15 protein-coding genes are annotated in these 20,018 nt (G+C 40.6%); all 15 read right to left on the bottom strand.

The window, feature by feature from the left end; all coding sequences use genetic code 11:
• Positions 1-20 precede the first annotated feature (20 nt).
• A complete protein-coding gene (gene mutS / locus C5695_RS08640) occupies positions 21-2,597 on the bottom strand; it encodes a DNA mismatch repair protein MutS (RefSeq protein WP_117730368.1) in 2,577 nt (858 codons plus the stop codon).
• A gap of 124 nt (positions 2,598-2,721) precedes the next feature.
• Positions 2,722-3,267 carry an outer spore coat protein CotE gene (gene cotE, locus C5695_RS08635; RefSeq protein ID WP_117730367.1) on the bottom strand — a complete coding sequence of 182 codons (546 nt, stop codon included), beginning with the start codon at positions 3,265-3,267 and terminating at the stop codon, positions 2,722-2,724.
• Positions 3,268-3,523: 256 nt separating this feature from the next.
• Positions 3,524-3,958, bottom strand: coding sequence for a regulatory iron-sulfur-containing complex subunit RicA (locus C5695_RS08630; RefSeq protein WP_117730365.1), 435 nt, complete (start codon positions 3,956-3,958; stop codon positions 3,524-3,526).
• A gap of 1 nt (position 3,959) precedes the next feature.
• Positions 3,960-5,486: a tRNA (N6-isopentenyl adenosine(37)-C2)-methylthiotransferase MiaB gene (miaB, locus tag C5695_RS08625; protein WP_117730364.1), complete on the bottom strand. Its 1,527-nt coding sequence runs from the start codon at positions 5,484-5,486 to the stop codon at positions 3,960-3,962.
• A 90-nt stretch (positions 5,487-5,576) separates the two neighbouring features.
• Positions 5,577-6,683, bottom strand: coding sequence for an MrcB family domain-containing protein (locus C5695_RS08620; RefSeq protein ID WP_117730363.1), 1,107 nt, complete (start codon positions 6,681-6,683; stop codon positions 5,577-5,579).
• Between the two features lie 110 nt (positions 6,684-6,793).
• On the bottom strand, positions 6,794-7,975 hold the full coding sequence (locus C5695_RS08615) for a glycine C-acetyltransferase (protein WP_117730362.1): 1,182 nt from the start codon (positions 7,973-7,975) through the stop codon (positions 6,794-6,796).
• Positions 7,972-9,036 (bottom strand): L-threonine 3-dehydrogenase, encoded by a 1,065-nt coding sequence (gene tdh / locus C5695_RS08610; protein WP_117730361.1) that lies wholly within the window; start codon positions 9,034-9,036, stop codon positions 7,972-7,974. Before tdh ends, C5695_RS08615 begins: the two co-directional genes overlap by 4 nt.
• 191 nt (positions 9,037-9,227) lie before the next feature.
• Complete coding sequence (locus C5695_RS08605; RefSeq protein WP_117730360.1) at positions 9,228-10,103, bottom strand: alpha/beta fold hydrolase; 876 nt, start codon at positions 10,101-10,103, stop codon at positions 9,228-9,230.
• A 195-nt stretch (positions 10,104-10,298) separates the two neighbouring features.
• Positions 10,299-13,343, bottom strand: coding sequence for an efflux RND transporter permease subunit (locus C5695_RS08600; RefSeq protein ID WP_117730359.1), 3,045 nt, complete (start codon positions 13,341-13,343; stop codon positions 10,299-10,301).
• A gap of 202 nt (positions 13,344-13,545) precedes the next feature.
• Positions 13,546-13,806, bottom strand: a complete 261-nt coding sequence (spoVS, locus tag C5695_RS08595) for a stage V sporulation protein SpoVS (protein ID WP_003211281.1) — start codon at positions 13,804-13,806, stop codon at positions 13,546-13,548.
• A gap of 201 nt (positions 13,807-14,007) precedes the next feature.
• The gene (locus C5695_RS08590; protein ID WP_117730358.1) at positions 14,008-14,802 is read right to left on the bottom strand and encodes a TIGR00282 family metallophosphoesterase; all 795 of its coding nucleotides are present in this window, start codon (positions 14,800-14,802) and stop codon (positions 14,008-14,010) included.
• Positions 14,803-14,891: 89 nt separating this feature from the next.
• Positions 14,892-16,454 carry a ribonuclease Y gene (rny, locus tag C5695_RS08585; protein WP_003211958.1) on the bottom strand — a complete coding sequence of 521 codons (1,563 nt, stop codon included), beginning with the start codon at positions 16,452-16,454 and terminating at the stop codon, positions 14,892-14,894.
• 467 nt (positions 16,455-16,921) lie between these two features.
• Positions 16,922-17,959 (bottom strand): recombinase RecA, encoded by a 1,038-nt coding sequence (gene recA, locus C5695_RS08575; RefSeq protein ID WP_117730357.1) that lies wholly within the window; start codon positions 17,957-17,959, stop codon positions 16,922-16,924.
• Between the two features lie 177 nt (positions 17,960-18,136).
• The gene (locus C5695_RS08570; protein ID WP_117730356.1) at positions 18,137-19,387 is read right to left on the bottom strand and encodes a competence/damage-inducible protein A; all 1,251 of its coding nucleotides are present in this window, start codon (positions 19,385-19,387) and stop codon (positions 18,137-18,139) included.
• 16 nt (positions 19,388-19,403) lie between these two features.
• Positions 19,404-19,985 carry a CDP-diacylglycerol--glycerol-3-phosphate 3-phosphatidyltransferase gene (gene pgsA, locus C5695_RS08565; protein WP_117730355.1) on the bottom strand — a complete coding sequence of 194 codons (582 nt, stop codon included), beginning with the start codon at positions 19,983-19,985 and terminating at the stop codon, positions 19,404-19,406.
• Positions 19,986-20,018 lie beyond the last annotated feature (33 nt).

The following is a 20,018-nucleotide window of genomic DNA, read 5'->3' as shown; positions in this document are numbered from 1 at the left end:
TTTGCTCACCTCACCTTATCTTATAATTTCTTTTGCAATTCATATAGTTTTGTCATTGCTTCGAGCGGCGTCATATCCATTAGGTTGAATGACTTTAATTCCTCGATTACCGCTTGATCTTTCTGTTTCAAGACTGCTTTGGTTTGCGGTTTTTCTTCTACTTCAAAGAAAGAAAGCTGCTGCTTTTCCTCGGTCTTTTCTGTTTTTGGAGCCTCAGATACGTGCGGCATCACTTCATGTGATCCGCTCTCAAGCTCTGTCAAAATAGTCTGAGCCCGATTGATGATAGCATCAGGCAATTCAGCTAGCTGTGCTACATGAATACCATAGCTTTTATCGGCTGCACCCTCTTTAATTTGATGCAAGAAAACGACCGTGCCTTCATGCTCTTCAGCTCGTACATGGACATTTTTCAGCTCGCTTAATTGAGCTTCAAGGACAGTGAGTTCATGGTGATGTGTAGAAAATAGCGTTTTGGCTCCAATATGATCGTGAACAAATTCAATGATCGCCTGAGCAAGAGCCATTCCATCATAAGTGCTTGTCCCGCGTCCAATTTCATCAAATAAGATCAAGCTGTTTTTCGTTGCGTGCACCATCGCATTTTTTGCTTCAAGCATCTCTACCATAAAAGTACTTTGACCAGAAATCAAATCATCTGCCGCCCCAATACGTGTAAAGATTTGATCAAATATCGGAAGGGTCGCTTTAGATGCCGGCACAAAGCAGCCAATTTGAGCAAGAATTGAAATGAGTGCCATTTGTCTCATATATGTGCTTTTCCCTGACATATTCGGTCCAGTAATGAGTAAGGTTTGCCGGCCTTTTCCCATATGGCAGTCATTCGGCACATATTCCTGGTGATCCAACACTTTTTCAACGACTGGGTGACGGCCATCTATGACATCCACCTCATCCTCTGAGAATTCCGGACGAATATATCGGCGCTTTTCACTGACAGTCGCAAAGCATTGGAGTGCATCCAGCTCACTCATTTGTTTTGCGAGTAGCTGTAATCTCGGAATATAGGCTTTTACTTGTTCTCTAAGAGCTGAGAACAGTTCATATTCCAATTCGCTAATGTTTGATTCTGCTTCAAGAATCAGCGCTTCTTTTTCTTTCAATTCAGGTGTAATATACCGCTCTGCATTGGCGAGCGTTTGCTTTCTTTCATAACGCCCTTCCTCCAGCAAATGCGTATTCGCTCGTGTCACTTCAATATAATAGCCAAATACTTTATTAAACCCGACTTTTAAAGAGCGAATGCCTGTATATTCTCTTTCTTGCTGTTCAAGTCGTGCAATCCAGTCCTTCCCGTTTCGGCTGGCATCACGGTATTCATCTAATTTTGTGTTGTAGCCGTCTTTAATCAAATTGCCTTCTTTTAATGTCATCGGTGGATTCTCATAAAGCGCAGCTTCTAATAAATCAAGTAAGTCACCACAGGGGTCAATATTGTTCGCTCTTGATTTCGCCATTTCCTCTGGAAGTGTATGCACAAGCTCTTTAATGGCGGGTACTTGTTTTAAGGATTCCTTTAATTGAATGAGATCACGGGCATTTACATTGCCAAATGCAACGCGGCCAGCTAGACGTTCGAGATCATATACTTGCTTTAACCGTTCACGCAGATCCTCTCGCTCAAAGAAATGATCCATGAGAATTTGCACCATTTCCTGACGTTCCTTAATTTGCGAAAGACGAATTAACGGCCGGTCGATCCACTGCTTGAGCAATCTTCCACCCATCGCTGTTTTTGTTTCATCTAGCAGCCATAACAAAGAGCCCTTTTTGCTTTTTGACCGGATCGTCTCTGTTAATTCAAGATTTCGCTTCGAGTAAAGATCAATTTTCATTGTTTGTTCAAGCGCAAACACTTGAACTTGCTGAAGATGATCGAGACTTCTTTTTTGCGTTCTTCTTAAATACGCATATAGTTTGAAGAAGGCTGGTCTTAGATGATCATTGAGACGGGACACGAGTCGCTCAGCTTCATCGATTAATTCATCACGATCCTCATATGAAATCGTCGCCTGGCAGCGTTCCTTTAACGTCTTGACCGTTTCCTCATCGAGCTGCTTTGACACTACAATTTCTTTTGCACCGACAGAATAAATTTCAGACACCACTTCATCTAGTCGATCGATGGAAGCCGCCATGTTTTCACCTGTCGATAAGTCAGATAGCGCAAGTCCATATCCCTTTTCAAACTTTGTAACAGACGCAATGAAGTTGTTTTCATTTTCACTCAAGCCTTTACCATCCATCACCGTACCCGGTGTAATGAGTTGAACGACTTCTCTTTTGACCACACCTTTTGCCGTTTTAGGATCTTCCACCTGCTCACAAATGGCAACTTTGTAGCCTTTTGAAATCAATTGTTCTATGTATGCAGCAGCAGAATGATAAGGCACGCCGCACATTGGAATGGTTCCGCCATCTCTGCTTGTTAGTGTAATTTCTAGTTCTTGTGCCGCTTCTTTTGCGTCATCAAAAAACATTTCATAAAAATCGCCTAAGCGAAAAAATAAAAAGGCATCTTGATATTCTGCCTTGATTTTTAAATATTGCTGTATCATGGGCGTATAACTTGCCATATTTCTAATCCCTCACTATATTACATTCGAATTCATACCATCTTTCATTATAGCATAAAAAAAAGCCTTTTTTCTCCTAGATAGGGCACAAAAAAACTAGGGGGATATGCGCCCTAGTCATCAATTACTCTTCTGGATCACCCTGTAGGAATTCTGGATGAATATCCTCTAACTCCTCATCCACTTCTTCTTCCCACTCGTGATCATCTTTTTCTTTCCAGCTTGAATTGACCTCTACAACAATTTTGGTTTCTCCTACCACTTCAGCAATGAATTCACGCTCTGCTTGAACGATAATTTTATTACCATTTGGAGAAATGGTCACTTCTAAGCAATTCGGCTGCTGCAGCACTTTGGCAATCACTTCGTGCTCATCATCAAGGAAATTTTTATCTTTATACCTCAGTTTGATGATGTCTACATATTTCACTCGTTCTGTCACGACTTCTGTTTTTGTGTTGTCCGCGTAAGAGTACCATACGTTAATATCAAATGTTCCTTCAATCTCAACCGTTTTACCGACCTTTTCAGCATCATACTTATGATTAATGATCCAACCACCTAGGATGCTGGTTGGTTTTTGCGATGGAGAAATGGTGTGTGTGCTCTGGGTGAATTTCCTCCCTTTTGCAACCACCGCTTTTGTAATAATCTCTCTGTATTCAGACATTCCGGCATGCCTCCTTGTTCTTGATCGTTTTATCTTATGCTGGGCATTCGTCTAGTGTGTCACGATTTTGAACTCATGTTCAATTAAATTCATTTCTGTTTCAGTGTATGCATGGTCGCCCATAAACTTGCCTTGAAAATTGGAAAAGTTGGAGAGTGAGAGATTTGAGGATGATAAAGCATGAAGTAGTGGTTTTCTTCTTTTTTTCAACAAATGATGGTAGCAAAGCAAAAAACCCCGCATCTGCGGGGTTTCCTCATTTAATGGAGCAACTTGGTGATGAGTTTTTTACTTTTGAACCGGTTTCTCCTAATAAGAGGTCACCGCCGGTTGAAAGAATGATTTCATCCGTTACTTGATTAGAAATCGTATGCGCTACGAGCTGAAGCAGGGAATTCACTTCCACTTGTGATTCTTTAAATTCTTGAATCACCGGGATGTCATCCAGTTCTTCTTGCAGAGCATCGATTTTTTCTTCGACTTGTTTTAAAGCTTCATGCTTACCGTAATGCTTTAAATTCACCGCTTGTTTTTGAAGCGCCTTAATTTGATTAATGATCGTCGAAATTTTTGTATTTTCATTGACTTGCGCTTCTGCTTTTTTGAAGAAATCAACTTCTTCAGTTTCAGAAATCATTTTAGCGAGCTCTCTTGCGCGCTCGACAATCTCTTTTTTTGAATAAAGTGTCATTTTAATTCACCTCGATAGCTTCTCCAACCATTTCTCCGTCAAGAGACCAAGTTTTGGCTTGTGTGATTTTCACTTTGACAATGTTGCCAATCGCTTCTTTCGGTGCTTTAAAATTCACAAGCTTGCTTTTACTTGTATATCCGGCTAGGATGTCAGGGTTGTTTTTACTTTCACCCTCAACTAGTACTTCGACAGTCTGCCCTTCATATTCCTTCATTTTTTTCGCAGAAATTTCATTTACGAGTGCATTCAGGCGCTGCAGACGTTCTTTTTTTACACGCATTGGCACGTTGTCTTTCATTTTCGCTGCTGGCGTTCCTTCTCTTGGAGAGTAAATGAACGTATAAGCCGCATCAAACTCAACCTCACGATAAAGGGAAAGAGTTTCCTCAAACTGCTCATCTGTCTCATTTGGGAACCCAACAATAATATCGGTTGTTAATGAAGCATTTGGCATGGCTTCTTTGATTTTGCGCACAAGGTCTAGGTAACGTTCACGGTCGTATTTTCTTGCCATGAGTTTCAGCACAGAAGAACTTCCTGATTGAACTGGCAAATGAATATGATCGAGAAGGTTTCCACCTTTAGCAAGCACTTCAATTAGATGATCATCAAAGTCACGCGGGTGGCTTGTTGTAAAACGGATACGTGGAATATCGATTTTACGCAGCTCATCCATTAGGTGGCCAAGACCATATTCCATGTCTTCAAAATCTTTTCCGTACGCATTCACGTTTTGACCGAGAAGGGTAATTTCTTTATATCCTTCTACTGCTAAGCGTCTGACCTCTTGAATAATTTCATCAGGGCGGCGGCTTCTTTCCTTACCACGCGTGTAAGGGACGATACAGTATGTACAGAATTTATCACATCCGTACATAATATTCACCCAGCCCTTAATTTTCCCTTGTCGGGCTCTCGGAAGGTTTTCAATGACATCGCCTTCTTTTGACCAAACCTCAATGACCATTTCTTTTGAAAGATAGCATTCAGATAATAGCTCTGGCAGGCGGTGAATGTTGTGTGTACCGAAAATTAAGTCAACAAATGGGTGTTTCTTCAAAATACGGTTAACAACAGATTCTTCTTGCGACATACATCCGCAGACACCTAAGATTAAATCAGGCTTTTCACGCTTTAATGCTTTTAAATGACCGAGCTCTCCGAACACTTTGTTTTCTGCATTCTCGCGAATCGCACACGTGTTTAACAAGATGACATTTGCATCTTCCGTTGAGTTTGTCGGTTCATAACCAAGCGCCATAAAGATCCCGGCCATCACTTCAGTGTCATGCTCGTTCATTTGACAGCCATATGTGCGAATATAAAACTTGCGGCCGTTCCCTAACCCTTGAAACCGCTCGTCAATTTGAAATTGATTGTATTCGACTTCTTCTTTACCCCGTTTTTTTGCATCTTTTAAGGAAGGCGGAATGTACACAGCTTCAAAATATTGGCTGTAGTCCTTCTCGGATTTTTTGTCCGATGAACTTACTTGTCCACTCGCTTTTCTCTGCTCTTCATTCATGAATTTGTACTCCTTTCAAACCAAGCTCCACCCTACAGTATAGACTATTTTGTGATGAATTGAAAATAAATTCATATGTGACATCACTTTTCAATCCACACGAATTCTGCAAGAATATTGAGTAGGTTTCAGATGTAAATAGTCTTTGCCTAAAGGGTTTTGTATTTCTTTGACAACCTTCATCTGGTCTGTACCAACACTCTCAACTAAAGTAATGACATATGCTTCTTTTTCCTCTTCTGCTACCATTTTTTCTTGTTCAGATAAGAAGAATGGAAAGTCTTGATGAGACAGCTTAGACCCTTTGACTTCTATGAGTTTTTCTTTTCCATCGGGGTAATAAGATTTAATATCAAATCCATGACCATCTTCCGTTTCAGCCACCCAATTGACAGCTCCAGCTAGTTGCTCCTGACCCACTGCTTTTAATTGCTCTACTTCCATATCATAAACAAATTTCTCTGCTATTCTACCTGTCTCTTCATTTTGCTTTGCTCTTTCTTCTCTTAATTGTTTATAAACATCTCTATGAATGATTCTTTTTCTCCTAAATTTGTTCTGATGTTCTATTTTTGGAACAAGGTCCTGATCCAAATATACTTCGTAAACAAAATCATAAAAAAACTCATTTAAAGAATTGATATCTTCTATTAATTGATGATGGTCAAAATGATCAATACTATACTTTTTAAAGACCAATGAGCTTGCCACATATTTTTTAGGTCTTAATGATTTGCCCAAATAGAAATCACCTATATAAAATCCCTCTAGTCTTTTATGGTACTCTAATTCTGGCTGTAGCCGCTTCCTCCAAATAGCTGCCTCTTCCTTAATTTCAGATAAAGATAGATTTTCAGTTCCAGTTTCAATGGTTAAATAAAAATCTTCCCCGTTCTCTGCAAATAAAATAACAATAAATATCCCTTTTTGTGTAGTTGTTTTTTGAGAATTAGAATTCGTGGTTAATCGCCTGTCTAATAATGCAATCCAAAAACACTCTGCTACTTTTCCATTTCCTGTTGATGCTTTAATATCAATTCTATCCAAATTTCTCATTTGACGTTTTTCTAATTCATATTGAAGTTTATTTGGGATTTCTTTATTAAACATTTTGTGAAAAGGGTGATTCTTATCTGTTCTTCCTTTGTTCTTATAATCTAAACATTGCTCATAAAACTCTTCATTATTAAATAACATTTTTCTCACCACTTACCTCAATAGATCTATTTACATACATTATACATAACAAACGGTAGATTTGATGAAATATGGAAAGAATAACGCAAAAAAAGAGAGCCTGCGCTCTCTCAATCAAGTATGTTCAGTTTTTTTGCTTCTTCTTCGATGATTGTCAGTGCACGGTCTAGTTCTTCTTTTGTGTGCTCTGCGGTGATGATGGCTCTAATTCTCGCTTTTCCTTTTGCCACAGTTGGGAAGGCGATGCCTTGAGCAAACACGCCTCGTTCTATTAAGGCCTTTGAAAAGCGGAAAGTAAGGGCTTCGTCTCCAATCATAATGGGGATAATCGGTGTCTCTGTCGGTGCAACCTGAAACCCAAGGCTGACGACCTTTTCTTTAAAATAGGCGGCGTTCTCCCAAAGCGTGCCAATTCGCTCCGGTTCATCTAACAGTACTTCAATCGCTTCTTCACACGCTCTAGTCACAGCCGGCGGATGCGAGGTGCTGAATAAAAACGGTCTTGCTTTATGTTTTAAATAATCGATTAAAACTGCTGAGCCTGCTACATAGCCACCTAGCACTCCAACAGCCTTACTAAGTGTCCCAACCTGAATGTGCACTCTGCCATCAAGTTTAAAATGGTTGACTGTCCCGCGGCCATTTTCGCCAAGCACGCCCGAGGCATGCGCATCGTCTACCATGACAAATGCATCATATGCTTCTGCGAGCCTGACAATCTCAGGAAGTGGCGCAATATCTCCATCCATTGAGAACACACCGTCTGTGACGATGAGGCGGACGCGGTAATTCATAGATTTTTTTAGAATTTTCTCAAGCTCTTCCGTATTAGAATGACCGTATACTTTTTTATCTGCTTTCGTTAACCGGATGCCGTCAATGATTGAGGCGTGATTCAATTCATCTGAAATAACAATATCATCTTTTGTCAGGATACTTGATAACACCCCTTGGTTCGTTGTAAAACCCGATTGGAACACAAGGGCTGCCTCTGTCTTTTTAAATGCAGCGAGCTTTTTTTCAAGACGTTCGTGCATCGTCATTGTGCCGGCGATGGTTCGCACAGAACCTGTTCCTGCACCGAATTCATCAATCGCCTCTTTTGCTGCTTTCATCAGCCTAGGATGTGAGGTGAGGCCTAAGTAGTTATTTGAGGAGAGCTGTATGACGGATTGTTCATTTAATGTCACTGTGGATGATTGTTTTGAGTCAATTTCTTTCAATGTTTGGTGGGTGCCTTGCTGCTTCATAGTTTCCAGTTCTTCTTGTAAATACGTGAATTCTTTCATCATTTTTTCCCCCTTTGATATGATGGCATCATCAGTACGACCTTTCCGCACGTCCCATTTCTCATGAGTTCAAATCCCTTTTCGAACTGTTCAAATGGAAGTGTATGGGTGACAATTGGCTGGACATCGATGGTATTCGTTCTTAATAGCTCAGATACTTGACGCCACGTCTCAAACATTTTTCTCCCTGTGATCCCTTGCACGGTTAATCCCCTAAAAACAATTTGATTCGTAATATCAATGGTTACTGGCCGTTCTGGCAAGCTTAGTATATTGACTTTTCCTCCATTTGCACAAGCTTCGAGTGCTTGATTAATGGCAACTGGATGTCCTGACATCTCACATATCACGTCTGCCCCTTCCATCCGCGTGAACTGCTTAATGATCTCAACAGGATCATTTTTTCCGATATCCACGATATGGTCAGCCCCCATTTTCCGGGCAAGATCCAGCCTGTATTCGTTTTGATCAACAGCAAATACTTGGACAGCCCCGGATGCTTTTGCGACGGCAACTGCCATTAAACCGATGGGCCCACAGCCAAAAATCGCCACTGACTTACCTGAAACAGGCGTGTGCAGCACTGTATGAACAGCATTTCCAAGCGGCTCTTGGATAGACGCAAGCTCCACCGGCATTTGAGCTGGATTGTGCCACACATTTTGTTCAGGTACTTTGACATACTCAGCAAAACAGCCATCAATGTCTACCCCTAAAATTTTCGTTTCACTGCACAAATGCTGCTGACCAGTTAAACACATATAGCACTGATTACATACAACATGCGTCTCTGCCGATACAAAATCCCCTACTTTTGCACGTGAGACTTGCTTCCCTACTTTGACAACTTCCCCTGTAAATTCATGTCCGAAAATGTAGGGCGCTTTGACTCTCCCCTTTGCCCAGTCATCCCAATTATATATATGCACATCTGTTCCGCATATCGAAGTGGCTTTTACTTCAATCAATACTTCATGATCATTGATTTCTGGAATCGGCCTCTCCATCAGCACCGCTCCGTAAGCGCTTTCTTTTTTAACAATTGCTTTCATCGTTCCACACATGACGTACAACCCCTTTGTTAAAAAACTTCTCCCAATGAGATTTTAACACGTCTTATTTTAGTCGTAAATACCACTGTCTACTGTATAAAGACAAATGAACACTCCACAGAATTTTTTGCATATTTTTTAAAAAAAGATGTTAAAAACGAAAGGGAACCTCATATGAATATGAAGTTCCCTAGATTAAAGATTTAGTAGTACTTCTTTAAAAATTCTACAATATCACGGTTCATGTGTAACAGATGTTCTTCAGATGGGAAATGTCCCATATCGTATGTCTTAAATGCAATTAAATTTGGAATGATGTCACTAGCTACTTTATTTAATGAACTTTCAGGAAAAAAGATATCCTTTTTTCCTGCTATGATGAAAGTGGGAGAACGATAGGATGTTAATTCTTCTTTCGTTGTTAACTCGGGCATTTCTTGTTCAAGTCTAATATATTTAAATATATCACCAATCAATTTTTTATCCATTTCCCTCATGCTATGATCTGACATTATATCAGTGATTTTATTGAGATATTTTTGTGAGGAAGTTACTTTAAACAAGACTAATGGAATTAAAATACGTTGTATCATTTTAAACTTAGAGCCTAAACTTATGCCTGCAGGTGAGACCAAAACAGAACAGTCAATTTTGTCCGGCATAAATGCAGCTAATCTCAAAATAATACCTGCCCCGTATGACGGACCAACAAATGCACTTCGATCGATCTTAAAGTAATCCATTAGTTCTTTGATCCACTGGGCAAAACTATTATCCTTTGCTGACATTCTATTTTCACTGCTATATCCGGGATGACCAATTGTATCTGGAGCATATATTCTGTACTTGTCTATGAGAGGTAAAAACCATGATAAAGTCATCGGGTTTATACAATTACCACCCTGAAATATAAAAAGAGGTTTCCCTTCCGGTGGTCCTGCTATAAGTACATGCGTTTTCCCATAACTTGTATCAACATTAATCTGCTCAACATCAAAATCAAAAGACTTTAGATAATCATCATAATGTTGAGTAATAAGCTTTTTCCCTTCACTTTTATAAATGCTCCGCTTGCCCAAAAAAAGCCCCTCCCTTATAGAAATAAAGTGTTATGAATTGAATGATCAATTGTTCAAACGTAGTTCCGTTTACTGAAGTGACAAATGGGTCTAATCATTGAAACGAGCTCAAATTTATTTTTTTATCCACATCATAACAGAGTTACTTCACATAAAAAAGCAAATCCCCGAACAAAAGGAGATTTGCTTTTTTCGTCACCGTCTTTTTGAAACGGTAATATATAAGGCTGGCACAATGAGTAGTGTCAAAATTGTAGAGAAAAATACGCCTGATACAATGCAGATGGCCAGCGGTTTAAAGAGCGGATCATTACTTAATGCTACAGGCATAAGGGCGACAAGTGCCGTAAATGCTGTAAGCAAAATCGGTCTAATCCTTGCTCTTCCCGCTTCAATGACAGCTGTCTGTTGATCGAATCCTTGCTTACGCCGCTGCTCAATAAATTCGAACAAGACAACCGCATTTCGAACCACGATACCAGCTAATGAGACAATTCCCATTGTTGCCATAAAGCTGAACGGCGTTTGTGTGACAAACAGGCCGATAACGGCTCCAGATATCGCTAAGTAAACTGTACCTAGAACTAATAGTGGAAGCATCAATGAATTGAACTGGAAAGCGATGGTCACATAAATGAGCAGCAAGACCACCCCAAACAAGAGACTAATTTCAATAAAGAACTGGGTTTGATTTTCATTTTCTCCACCTTGAGAAATGGTCAAATCCTTTGCTGCATCACTTGATCCTACCTGATTGACGACTTCTTTCATGTCGTCTTTAAACGAGTCTGACGAGCCAGGATATGCCTTTAGCGTAATGGTCGGAATTCCATTTTCATGTGGAATGCTTTCGTACTGCTCTGTTTCTTTTTCTTTTACATATCGGCTAAGCGGCTCGAGTGAAGGTATACCACCTTCATTTGAATTCACAGGCACTTTTATTTCTTTTAGCCTTAAGCCATTTTGATGTGTCTTTATATCCTGCTTGACGACTAAATCAATATCATCCGTTCCTTGTTTAAAGGTACCTAATGGCATCCCTTCTGTGACAAGACCAAGCTGTCTGCTAATAAACTGAGCACTTAGTCCATCTTCTACCATTCTTTCACGGTTTAATTCAAAGGAGATCGTATTTACCGGCTGATTGACATCGTCGGTGATCAAGCTCGCTCCTTTTTCTTTCATTTCACTTGTGAGTGTTTCTTTGACATCAATGAGTTTAGAAAAAGAGTCACCCGCAATGGTTACAGTCACTGGCGCACCGGTTGGCGGTCCTTGAACAATGGTTTTCATAAAAAGATCCGCCTCTTTGAATTTCTTACGCAAAGGCTCTGTCATACGATCGATCAATTGTTTACTCGTCATCTGATCATTGTCTACTCTCACAACAATTTGACCCGTGTGATCACTTGCATTTGAGATACTTTCATTAAACAGGTTCGGCAGACCACCACCTGCAAAAATAGACGTTTCTTCAATGCCTTTCTGCTGTTTAATTTCTTGTTCTATTTTCTCTAGAGTTTCATTTGTTTTGTCTAATGTTGTTTCGCTTGGAAGTGTGACAGTCACAACGACCTCTTTTTTATTCGCCGCAGGGAAAAATTCAAAGGGTGTGACGAAAATCAGTAAAAAGGCAAGTGTCGCAACAAGAAGGCCACTAAAGCCAATGAGTAGCGGACGCTTTACAATCTTTGTCAGCACACGATCTGCATAAAAGTCAGCTAATTTTTTTAATGGTTTTCCTAGGAATCCCGGCTCTTTTTGAATCTTCTTATTCTTTTTTTTCCGATTCGCGGTGTATTGATAGACTGGCACTAGCGTCAATGAAATCACCATGGATGCAAGCACAGTTGTCACTAGGACAGATGGTAATGCTCGAATAAATGAACCATTCGCACCAGATAGAAAAACAAGTGGCAAGAAGGCAAACACAACAGCTAGTGTTGATGTCAAAATAGAACCCGCGACTTCTTTCACCCCTGCAATTGTTCCTTTGAGCGGACTTTCATAAGTTTTCATTTGCCTTAAAATATTATCGTTGACGACAATCGCATCATCGACAAGTATTCCTAACGCTATGATAAAGCCGATAATCGAAATCTGATTGAGGTCCACTTGTAAAAACGGCAGTGGAATCGTCCCGATCGTGATGGATAATGGGATGGCAAGTGACACGATAAACGCACCACCAATGGTGAGACCAAGTGTGGTGACGATAATGACAGCGATGATCGCAACAATGGCCTCTTTCATTAAATCTTTAAAAATGGCATCCACATCGCTTTTTTGTGAATAGTAGTCTACCCACTTCACTCCATTTGGAAGCTGCTTCTCTTTCTCAATGACATCACTGACTTTGTCATACATGTTAGGAATATCAAGCCCTGGTTTGATATTCACAGTAAATGAATAGGCAGGCTCTCCGTTATACGAAACAATGTCACTTTTCTCTTTTTCTACTTCTTTTAAGCTGCCGAGCTGACTGATTGTGACCGGTTCACGGTTCGTTTTGGAGAAAAGCTCAATTTTTTTCACTTGATCCAAACGGTCATAGGCATCTATAGACAGCTTGACCTTCTCGCCGCCTGCCCGAATATCACCAAGTGGAGATGTGTCAAATTCCTGATTGATGGCATTTGTGACTTCCGTTACATTTAATCCTTCATTCTCCAGCTTACTTGAATCCAAGTTTAATACCGCTTGTTTGTCATTGAAGCCTTTGATAACGACACTGTCTACTCCTTTGATGTCCTCTACTTTTTTCTTCAATGCACGCAGCGACTTCTGACTTTTTGCTAAGTCACCGGATTGGCCCGCCACTACCATATAAGACCCCACCGGCACACTGCCGAACTCGTCCTTTATATCCGGTTCCATCACCCCTTCAGGAAACGAGGATGCGACACTCGTTGTTTCATTCTTAATTTGGCTTGCTACTTTTTGAAAGTCAGCCTGATCGTCAATTTCAAGCACAATGTTTGAAAAACCAATGGCAGAAACTGAGCTCGTTTTCTCTATACCATTGAGATCAGATAAGGCTGATTCCAGCTTATTCGTTACATCACTTTCCACCTGTTTTGCATCCGCACCGGGAAACACGGTAGAAATCGTGACGAGATTCGCTTGGAATTCCGGCAGTTCTCGTTTAGGAAGCTGCGTGAATAAATAGCCGCCAGCAATGAGAACGATAAAGAATAAAATAAAAACAAGCTTCCCTCTTTTCAAAAAAGCTTCAAACATTATTTCACCTACTTAAATATTTATTTTTGATGAAGTATTTTCAACTTAATCTTAATTTATCATCATGGTGAAAAAATGCAAGCTCTAATATGTCATTTTTATCTATTTCATGAACTGAATATGTTATATAAGAAATGTATAGTGGTAAACAAAAACAACCTGCTTACATGATGTAAGCAGGTTGAAAATAATAAAATTAGAATTATCGTGGCTCCACAATCAATTTGATTGCTGTTCTTTCTTCTCCATCGATAAGAATATCAGTAAATGCTGGAATGCATATCAAATCCACTCCGCTTGGCGCAACAAATCCCCTTGCAATGGCGACAGCCTTGACCGCCTGATTCAGCGCTCCAGCACCGATTGCTTGTATTTCCGCTGCACCGCGTTCACGTAAAACGCCAGCTAATGCTCCTGCTACTGAATTCGGATTTGACTTTGCTGAAACTTTTAAAATTTCCATTTCTGCTCCCCCTTAAATTTACAATGGATAAGTGAGTGTTCATTAGAACAATCTTTGTTAGATGATGCTTATTTTTGAAAATCCATCCCCAAAATGTTTTTCAAAAATAGCAGGCTACCTACCATTTTTACTATATTCACGATAGAGGGCGCATATTCCTTCTTTCTGATTAATATTTTTCTGAAATAAATATGTGAACATTTATTCAAAGAAAATATGGTCATCATTTATCAAAATTCGATCAATTTTGACAGCTTTTTTCGACTGTTCGTCAATTTCTACGATCACTGCACTTAATGTCGTGCGGCCTTCAGCAATTTCAAAACGGACGGGAAGACTCGTTTTGAATCGTTTAATAATCGTTTCCCGATCAACACCTAAAATGCCGTCATAAGGTCCTGTCATGCCAACATCTGAAATATACGCAGTTCCTTTTGGCAAAACGCGGTTATCAGCAGTTTGTACATGTGTATGCGTTCCAACGACACATGATGCACGGCCATCTGTATACCAGCCCATCGCTTGTTTTTCACTTGTGGCTTCACCATGAAAATCAATAAAAATAAACGGTGTACGTTTTGATGCTTCCGCAATCAATTCATCCACTTTTTGAAATGGGCAGTCAATCGGCGGTAAAAAAGTACGTCCTTGTAAGTTGATGACAGCCAGTTCTTTTCCTTGTTTTTTTATAAACGTGAGACCTTTACCAGGTGTGCCTTCCGGGAAGTTGGCAGGGCGAACCATATTTGGCGCATTATCGATGAAATCAAAAATGTCTCTTTTGTCCCATGTATGGTTGCCCATTGTGAGCACGTCAGCTCCTGCTTGCAGCAACTCATGATAGATTTTTTCAGTTATACCTTTTCCATGAGCAGCATTTTCGCCGTTGACAATGGTAAAGTGGGGCTGATATTTTTTCTTAAGCTTTGGCAAGTATTCTTTTAAAGTATCTCGTCCAGGTGAACCGACGATATCTCCAACAAATAATATTTTCATGCGCTTTGAACCCTTTCTCTTTTAGAATGATCTTCTTATCAGTGTTGCATATTTACACAAAAAAATAAAGCGGCGCTAAGCGCACCGCTCTATTTTGCATACTCTACTGCGCGAGTTTCTCGAATGACCGTCACTTTAATGTGACCAGGGTAATCGAGCTCGTCCTCAATTCGCTTACGAATATCCCTTGCTAGACGGTGAGCTTCAAGATCATTAATTGAATCTGGCTTCACCATAATACGTACTTCACGTCCAGCCTGTATCGCAAACGATTTCTCAACACCTTCATAAGATTCAGAGATATCTTCTAATTTCTCAAGTCTCCGAATGTAATTTTCAAGCGTCTCACTTCTTGCACCAGGGCGTGCTGCAGATAATGCATCAGCTGCCGCAACAAGAACAGCGATAATAGATGTCGGTTCTTGGTCACCGTGGTGAGAGGCAATACTGTTGATGACAACAGGATGCTCTTTATATTTCGTCGCAAGCTCAACGCCAATTTCTACGTGGCTTCCTTCTACTTCATGATCAATGGCTTTTCCAATGTCATGCAGAAGACCTGCTCGTTTTGCAAGCTTTGCATCTTCTCCAAGCTCTGAAGCCATGAGACCTGCAAGATGTGCAACCTCAATTGAATGCTTCAGGACATTTTGTCCATAACTTGTACGGAATTTTAAGCGACCGAGAATTTTGATGAGGTCCGGATGTAAACCATGAACTCCGACTTCGAATGTCGTTTGCTCACCCATCTCGCGGATATAGTCATCGACTTCACGGCGTGATTTTTCCACCATTTCTTCAATTCGTGCAGGATGAATGCGGCCATCCTGGACTAGCTTGTCCAGAGCTATCCTCGCTGTTTCACGTCTAATCGGATCAAAGCCCGATAGGATAACAGCTTCAGGTGTATCATCTATGATCAAGTCAATACCAGTTAACGTTTCTAACGTACGGATATTTCGTCCTTCACGTCCGATAATACGCCCTTTCATCTCATCATTTGGAAGATTGACTACAGATACCGTCGTTTCAGCTACATGATCAGCTGCACAACGCTGTAACGCAAGTGAAAGAATGTTTTTCGCCTTTTTATCAGCCTCTTCTTTCGCTCGGTTTTCAGATTCTTTCGTCATGACTGCAATGTCGTGGGAAAGCTCATTTTCAACTTGGTCCAGAATGATTTGTTTCGCTTCATCTCGAGTTAGGCTTGAAATGCGTTCCAACTCGGCTTTCTGCAAACGAATCATATCATCCACTTTGCTTTCCATCTCTTCAATATGTTGTTGTCGTTCATTCAGAGAATGATCTCTCTTCTCCAACAGAGACTCCCGTTTATCTAAAGATTCGTCTTTACGATCAAGATTTTCCTCTTTTTGAAGTAAACGGTTTTCTTGTCTTTGAAGCTCATTACGTCTTTCACGAACTTCTTGCTCCGCCTCTACACGAAACGAATGAATTTCGTCTTTCGCTTCCAAGAGCGCTTCTTTCTTCAATGCTTCCGCATCACGCTTTGCATCTTCAACAATTTGTTCGGCCATGTTTCTTGCGCCGGATATTTTTGCTTCTGCAATGGTTTTACGAACAAAGTAGCCAACAACTAAACAGATTAGGCTCAGCAAAATGGAGATGATCGTAAACATCGTAGGCGACATATTTTCACCTCCTCTTGCTATGAACTTGGTTTTACAAATAAAGTGTCGGCGTGTACATTGTTTTGTGTCTCAACATACAGGGCCTTCACAGGGAATGAGATCCTCACTGCCCTTGTCAAGTTTAAATTAGTTATCAATCATGTTAAGAAAAACAAGTGATACATTCCCATTGTAATTGTGTCGGAAATACTTGTCAAGCTAGTCAGACTGAGGCGGAAGTCGTTATTTCAAGCAAAGACAGATCTTTTGCCCCGCTACCTGTCATGTAAATGTAAAAAAAAGACGCTTTTCAGCGTCTCAGTGTGTAGACAAATTCTCGCATTCGTTGTCAGGTCTGCGCTCCGGCGCTCGCTTTTCCTAGACTTCAAAGGTTTTCTATCACAATAAAAAGAAGACAAAGGGCTAAAATCAAGATCATTTTAGCCCTTCGTCAACCATCTCAGACGCTTTTCAGCGCCTTTTAGTCTTTAAATTTCCAATTCCTCTTGTCCTTCTTCTTCTTCAGCTTTCACTCCGTTTGTATCCAAACCGTAATGCTCTCTAATCTGCTCCTGAATCATCAGCATGATATCTTTATTTTCTTTAAGGAACTGTTTCGCATTTTCACGGCCTTGTCCAAGACGTTCCTCTTGATAAGAATACCAAGCTCCGCTCTTTTGTACGATATCTAGTTCACTTCCAAGGTCGATGATTTCTCCCTCTTTCGAAATACCTTCACCATACATAATGTCTACTTCGGCAATACGGAATGGCGGTGCTACTTTGTTTTTCACCACTTTAATTCTCGTTTTGTTCCCCATGATGTCGTTACCTTGTTTCAACTGTTCCGCACGGCGTACTTCTAAACGAACAGATGAATAGAACTTCAGTGCACGTCCACCTGGTGTTGTTTCAGGGTTACCGAACATGACACCAACTTTTTCACGAATTTGGTTAATAAAGATAGCAATGGTTTTTGATTTATTAATGGCACCTGATAGTTTACGAAGTGCTTGGGACATTAAACGAGCTTGAAGACCAACGTGTGAATCACCCATGTCTCCTTCAATCTCTGCTTTTGGTACAAGTGCAGCTACTGAGTCAATAACAACAATGTCAACAGCCCCACTGCGTACAAGAGCTTCTGCAATTTCAAGTGCTTGTTCCCCTGTATCCGGCTGAGAAAGTAATAGCTCATCAATATTGACACCTAGTTTTTGAGCGTAAACTGGATCTAGCGCATGCTCCGCATCGATAAATGCAGCTTGTCCTCCCTGCTGCTGAACCTCAGCAATGGCATGAAGTGCTACTGTCGTTTTACCAGAACTCTCTGGACCATATACCTCAATAATACGGCCGCGAGGATATCCACCTATTCCAAGCGCAGTATCAAGTGCTAACGAACCACTAGGTACTGTTGAAATACGTGTATCTGTTTGCTCTCCTAGTTTCATAATAGAGCCTTTACCAAACTGTTTTTCTATTTGTTTAAGAGCCATATCTAAGGCTGCTTGACGATCACTCATTCTATTGTTTCCTCCTTTATCAATTCCACTATCTATACTATACCTTGTTTTACGTCATTTGCCAAGAAAAAAACGAACACATATTCGATTTTTTTCTTGGCAAACTCTTAAGAAAAAAGTGGTTTCTATTAGAAAAAACACTCTTTTATAAAGGAGTAAACCTAACAAAAAACAAAATTAACTCTCTTTTAATAAGTTAAGCAAGTGATGCAAACCATATTTCACAGCACGCTTTCGAATGCCTGACCGGCTCCCTGTAAACATCCATTCAAACACGTCCGTCTGGTCTTTTGTGGATAGACCAATAAACACTTTCCCGACAGGTTGACCCTCATGGGTATCAGGACCTGCTACACCCGTAAAACTAATGCCAATATCACTTCCGGTCAGCTTTCTAACCCCTTCAGCAAGCTCTAAAGCACACTCTTTACTGACAGCACCATGGGAAGACAATGTTTCTTCCCGGCAGCCAAGCACCTGCTGTTTAACTTGGTTTGTATAACAAACGACACTACCGTTTAAAATGGATGATGCGCCTTCAAGATCTGTCAGCCATTCAGAAAACATTCCACCAGTCAAACTCTCAGCCGCTGCAACAGTTTTCCCGTGCGCATGCAATGCTTTGGAAGCTTCACGAACAAGTGATGTATCCCCATATCCGTAGAAATACTCACCTACCCGCGCTAAAATTTTCGCTTCTGTTTCTTTTAATAGACGATCTGTTTCTTTTTCATCCTCATGCTTCGCTGTGAGTCTTAGCGTCACTTCACCGTCAGATGCGAGAGGAGCAATCGTAGGATTGGTTTGAGCATCAATTAAATCTTCTAGGTCTGTTTCAAGCTGTGATTCACCGATTCCGAAGAAACGGAGAACAACAGATACGATTTTTTCCTTTAAACCGAGTTTCTCAGAAATCAGCGGCTTCGCCTCGTTCTCAAACATTGGATGCAGTTCACTTGGCGGCCCAGGAAGAAGCACATAAAATGTATCTTCTTCTTGAATAAACATTCCTGGGGCCATCCCGAACCGGTTCACGAGCACATCGGATCCTTCTAGAACGAGTGCCTGCTTACGGTTATTTGGTGACATGTCCCGTCCAGTCTTTCGAAAGTAGTCTTGAATGGATTCAAACGCTTCTTCATTTAATACGAGCTCTTTTCCAAGCGTGCTCGCAATGGTTTCTTTTGTTAAATCATCTTTGGTTGGTCCGAGACCACCAGAGAAGATAATGAAATTAGATCTTTCCTGCGCCACTTGAATGGCCTTTTTTAAACGCTCTGGATTGTCACCAACTGCTGTGTGGTAATAAACATTCACACCAATTTCAGCTAGCTGTTTGCTGATGAATTGTGCATTCGTATTCGTAATTTGCCCTAGCAAAAGTTCGGATCCGACTGCAATAATTTCTGCTTTTCTCTCTGACTTCAAAGCGTACACGTCCTTTTTAATTAGAATTCTTTAAAGCTTCCCAGTTTTTCGCAAAGTAATCCCAGCCTGAGACAACCGTGAAGAACACCGCTACCCACATCGCAAGGTCACCAAACGGGAATGATACAAGTTCAAACGGCAGGTTATGCAATAGAAGGGCTGAAATCGCAATGATTTGCGCCCATGTTTTCACTTTTCCAAGCATATTGGCTGCTACCACTTCACCGCCTCCGGCTAATACAAGTCTTAGACCGGTTACAGCAAATTCACGGCTAATGATGACAATTGCCATCCATGCCGGTGTGAGGTTGTATTGAACAAGTATAATTAAAGCAGCTGAAACAAGCAATTTATCTGCAAGCGGGTCTAAAAATTTACCAAAATTCGTCACCAAGTTCAGCTTACGTGCATAGTACCCATCGATCCAGTCAGTTGTGGAAGCGACAATAAACAGGATTGCGCCAACAAGGTGGGTCACTTCGATACTGACGCTGCCAAAGCGCGCAACACCCCAATCTAAAGGTGCAAGCATAATGATCATAAAAACAGGGATCAAGGCGATCCTAGAAAGAGTTATTTTATTCGGTAAGTTAAACATGAAATTCAATCCTCCAATAAAGCCATTTTTTTA

Origin of the sequence: Bacillus pumilus, from assembly GCF_003431975.1 — a bacterium.
Lineage (GTDB): Bacteria > Bacillota > Bacilli > Bacillales > Bacillaceae > Bacillus > Bacillus pumilus_N.
This window is presented reverse-complemented; position numbering and strand designations above follow the sequence as displayed.

What these genes read in the sequence shown, in the direction of transcription:
- mutS (WP_117730368.1), bottom strand. Translation starts at nt 2,597, where the DNA reads ATGGCAAGTTATACGCCCATGATACAGCAATATTTAAAAATCAAGGCA.
- cotE (WP_117730367.1), bottom strand. Translation starts at nt 3,267, where the DNA reads ATGTCTGAATACAGAGAGATTATTACAAAAGCGGTGGTTGCAAAAGGG.
- C5695_RS08630 (WP_117730365.1), bottom strand. Translation starts at nt 3,958, where the DNA reads ATGACACTTTATTCAAAAAAAGAGATTGTCGAGCGCGCAAGAGAGCTC.
- miaB (WP_117730364.1), bottom strand. Translation starts at nt 5,486, where the DNA reads ATGAATGAAGAGCAGAGAAAAGCGAGTGGACAAGTAAGTTCATCGGAC.
- C5695_RS08620 (WP_117730363.1), bottom strand. Translation starts at nt 6,683, where the DNA reads ATGTTATTTAATAATGAAGAGTTTTATGAGCAATGTTTAGATTATAAG.
- C5695_RS08615 (WP_117730362.1), bottom strand. Translation starts at nt 7,975, where the DNA reads ATGATGAAAGAATTCACGTATTTACAAGAAGAACTGGAAACTATGAAG.
- tdh (WP_117730361.1), bottom strand. Translation starts at nt 9,036, where the DNA reads ATGTGTGGAACGATGAAAGCAATTGTTAAAAAAGAAAGCGCTTACGGA.
- C5695_RS08600 (WP_117730359.1), bottom strand. Translation starts at nt 13,343, where the DNA reads ATGTTTGAAGCTTTTTTGAAAAGAGGGAAGCTTGTTTTTATTTTATTC.
- spoVS (WP_003211281.1), bottom strand. Translation starts at nt 13,806, where the DNA reads ATGGAAATTTTAAAAGTTTCAGCAAAGTCAAATCCGAATTCAGTAGCA.
- C5695_RS08590 (WP_117730358.1), bottom strand. Translation starts at nt 14,802, where the DNA reads ATGAAAATATTATTTGTTGGAGATATCGTCGGTTCACCTGGACGAGAT.
- rny (WP_003211958.1), bottom strand. Translation starts at nt 16,454, where the DNA reads ATGTCGCCTACGATGTTTACGATCATCTCCATTTTGCTGAGCCTAATC.
- recA (WP_117730357.1), bottom strand. Translation starts at nt 17,959, where the DNA reads ATGAGTGATCGTCAAGCAGCCTTAGATATGGCTCTTAAACAAATAGAA.
- pgsA (WP_117730355.1), bottom strand. Translation starts at nt 19,985, where the DNA reads ATGTTTAACTTACCGAATAAAATAACTCTTTCTAGGATCGCCTTGATC.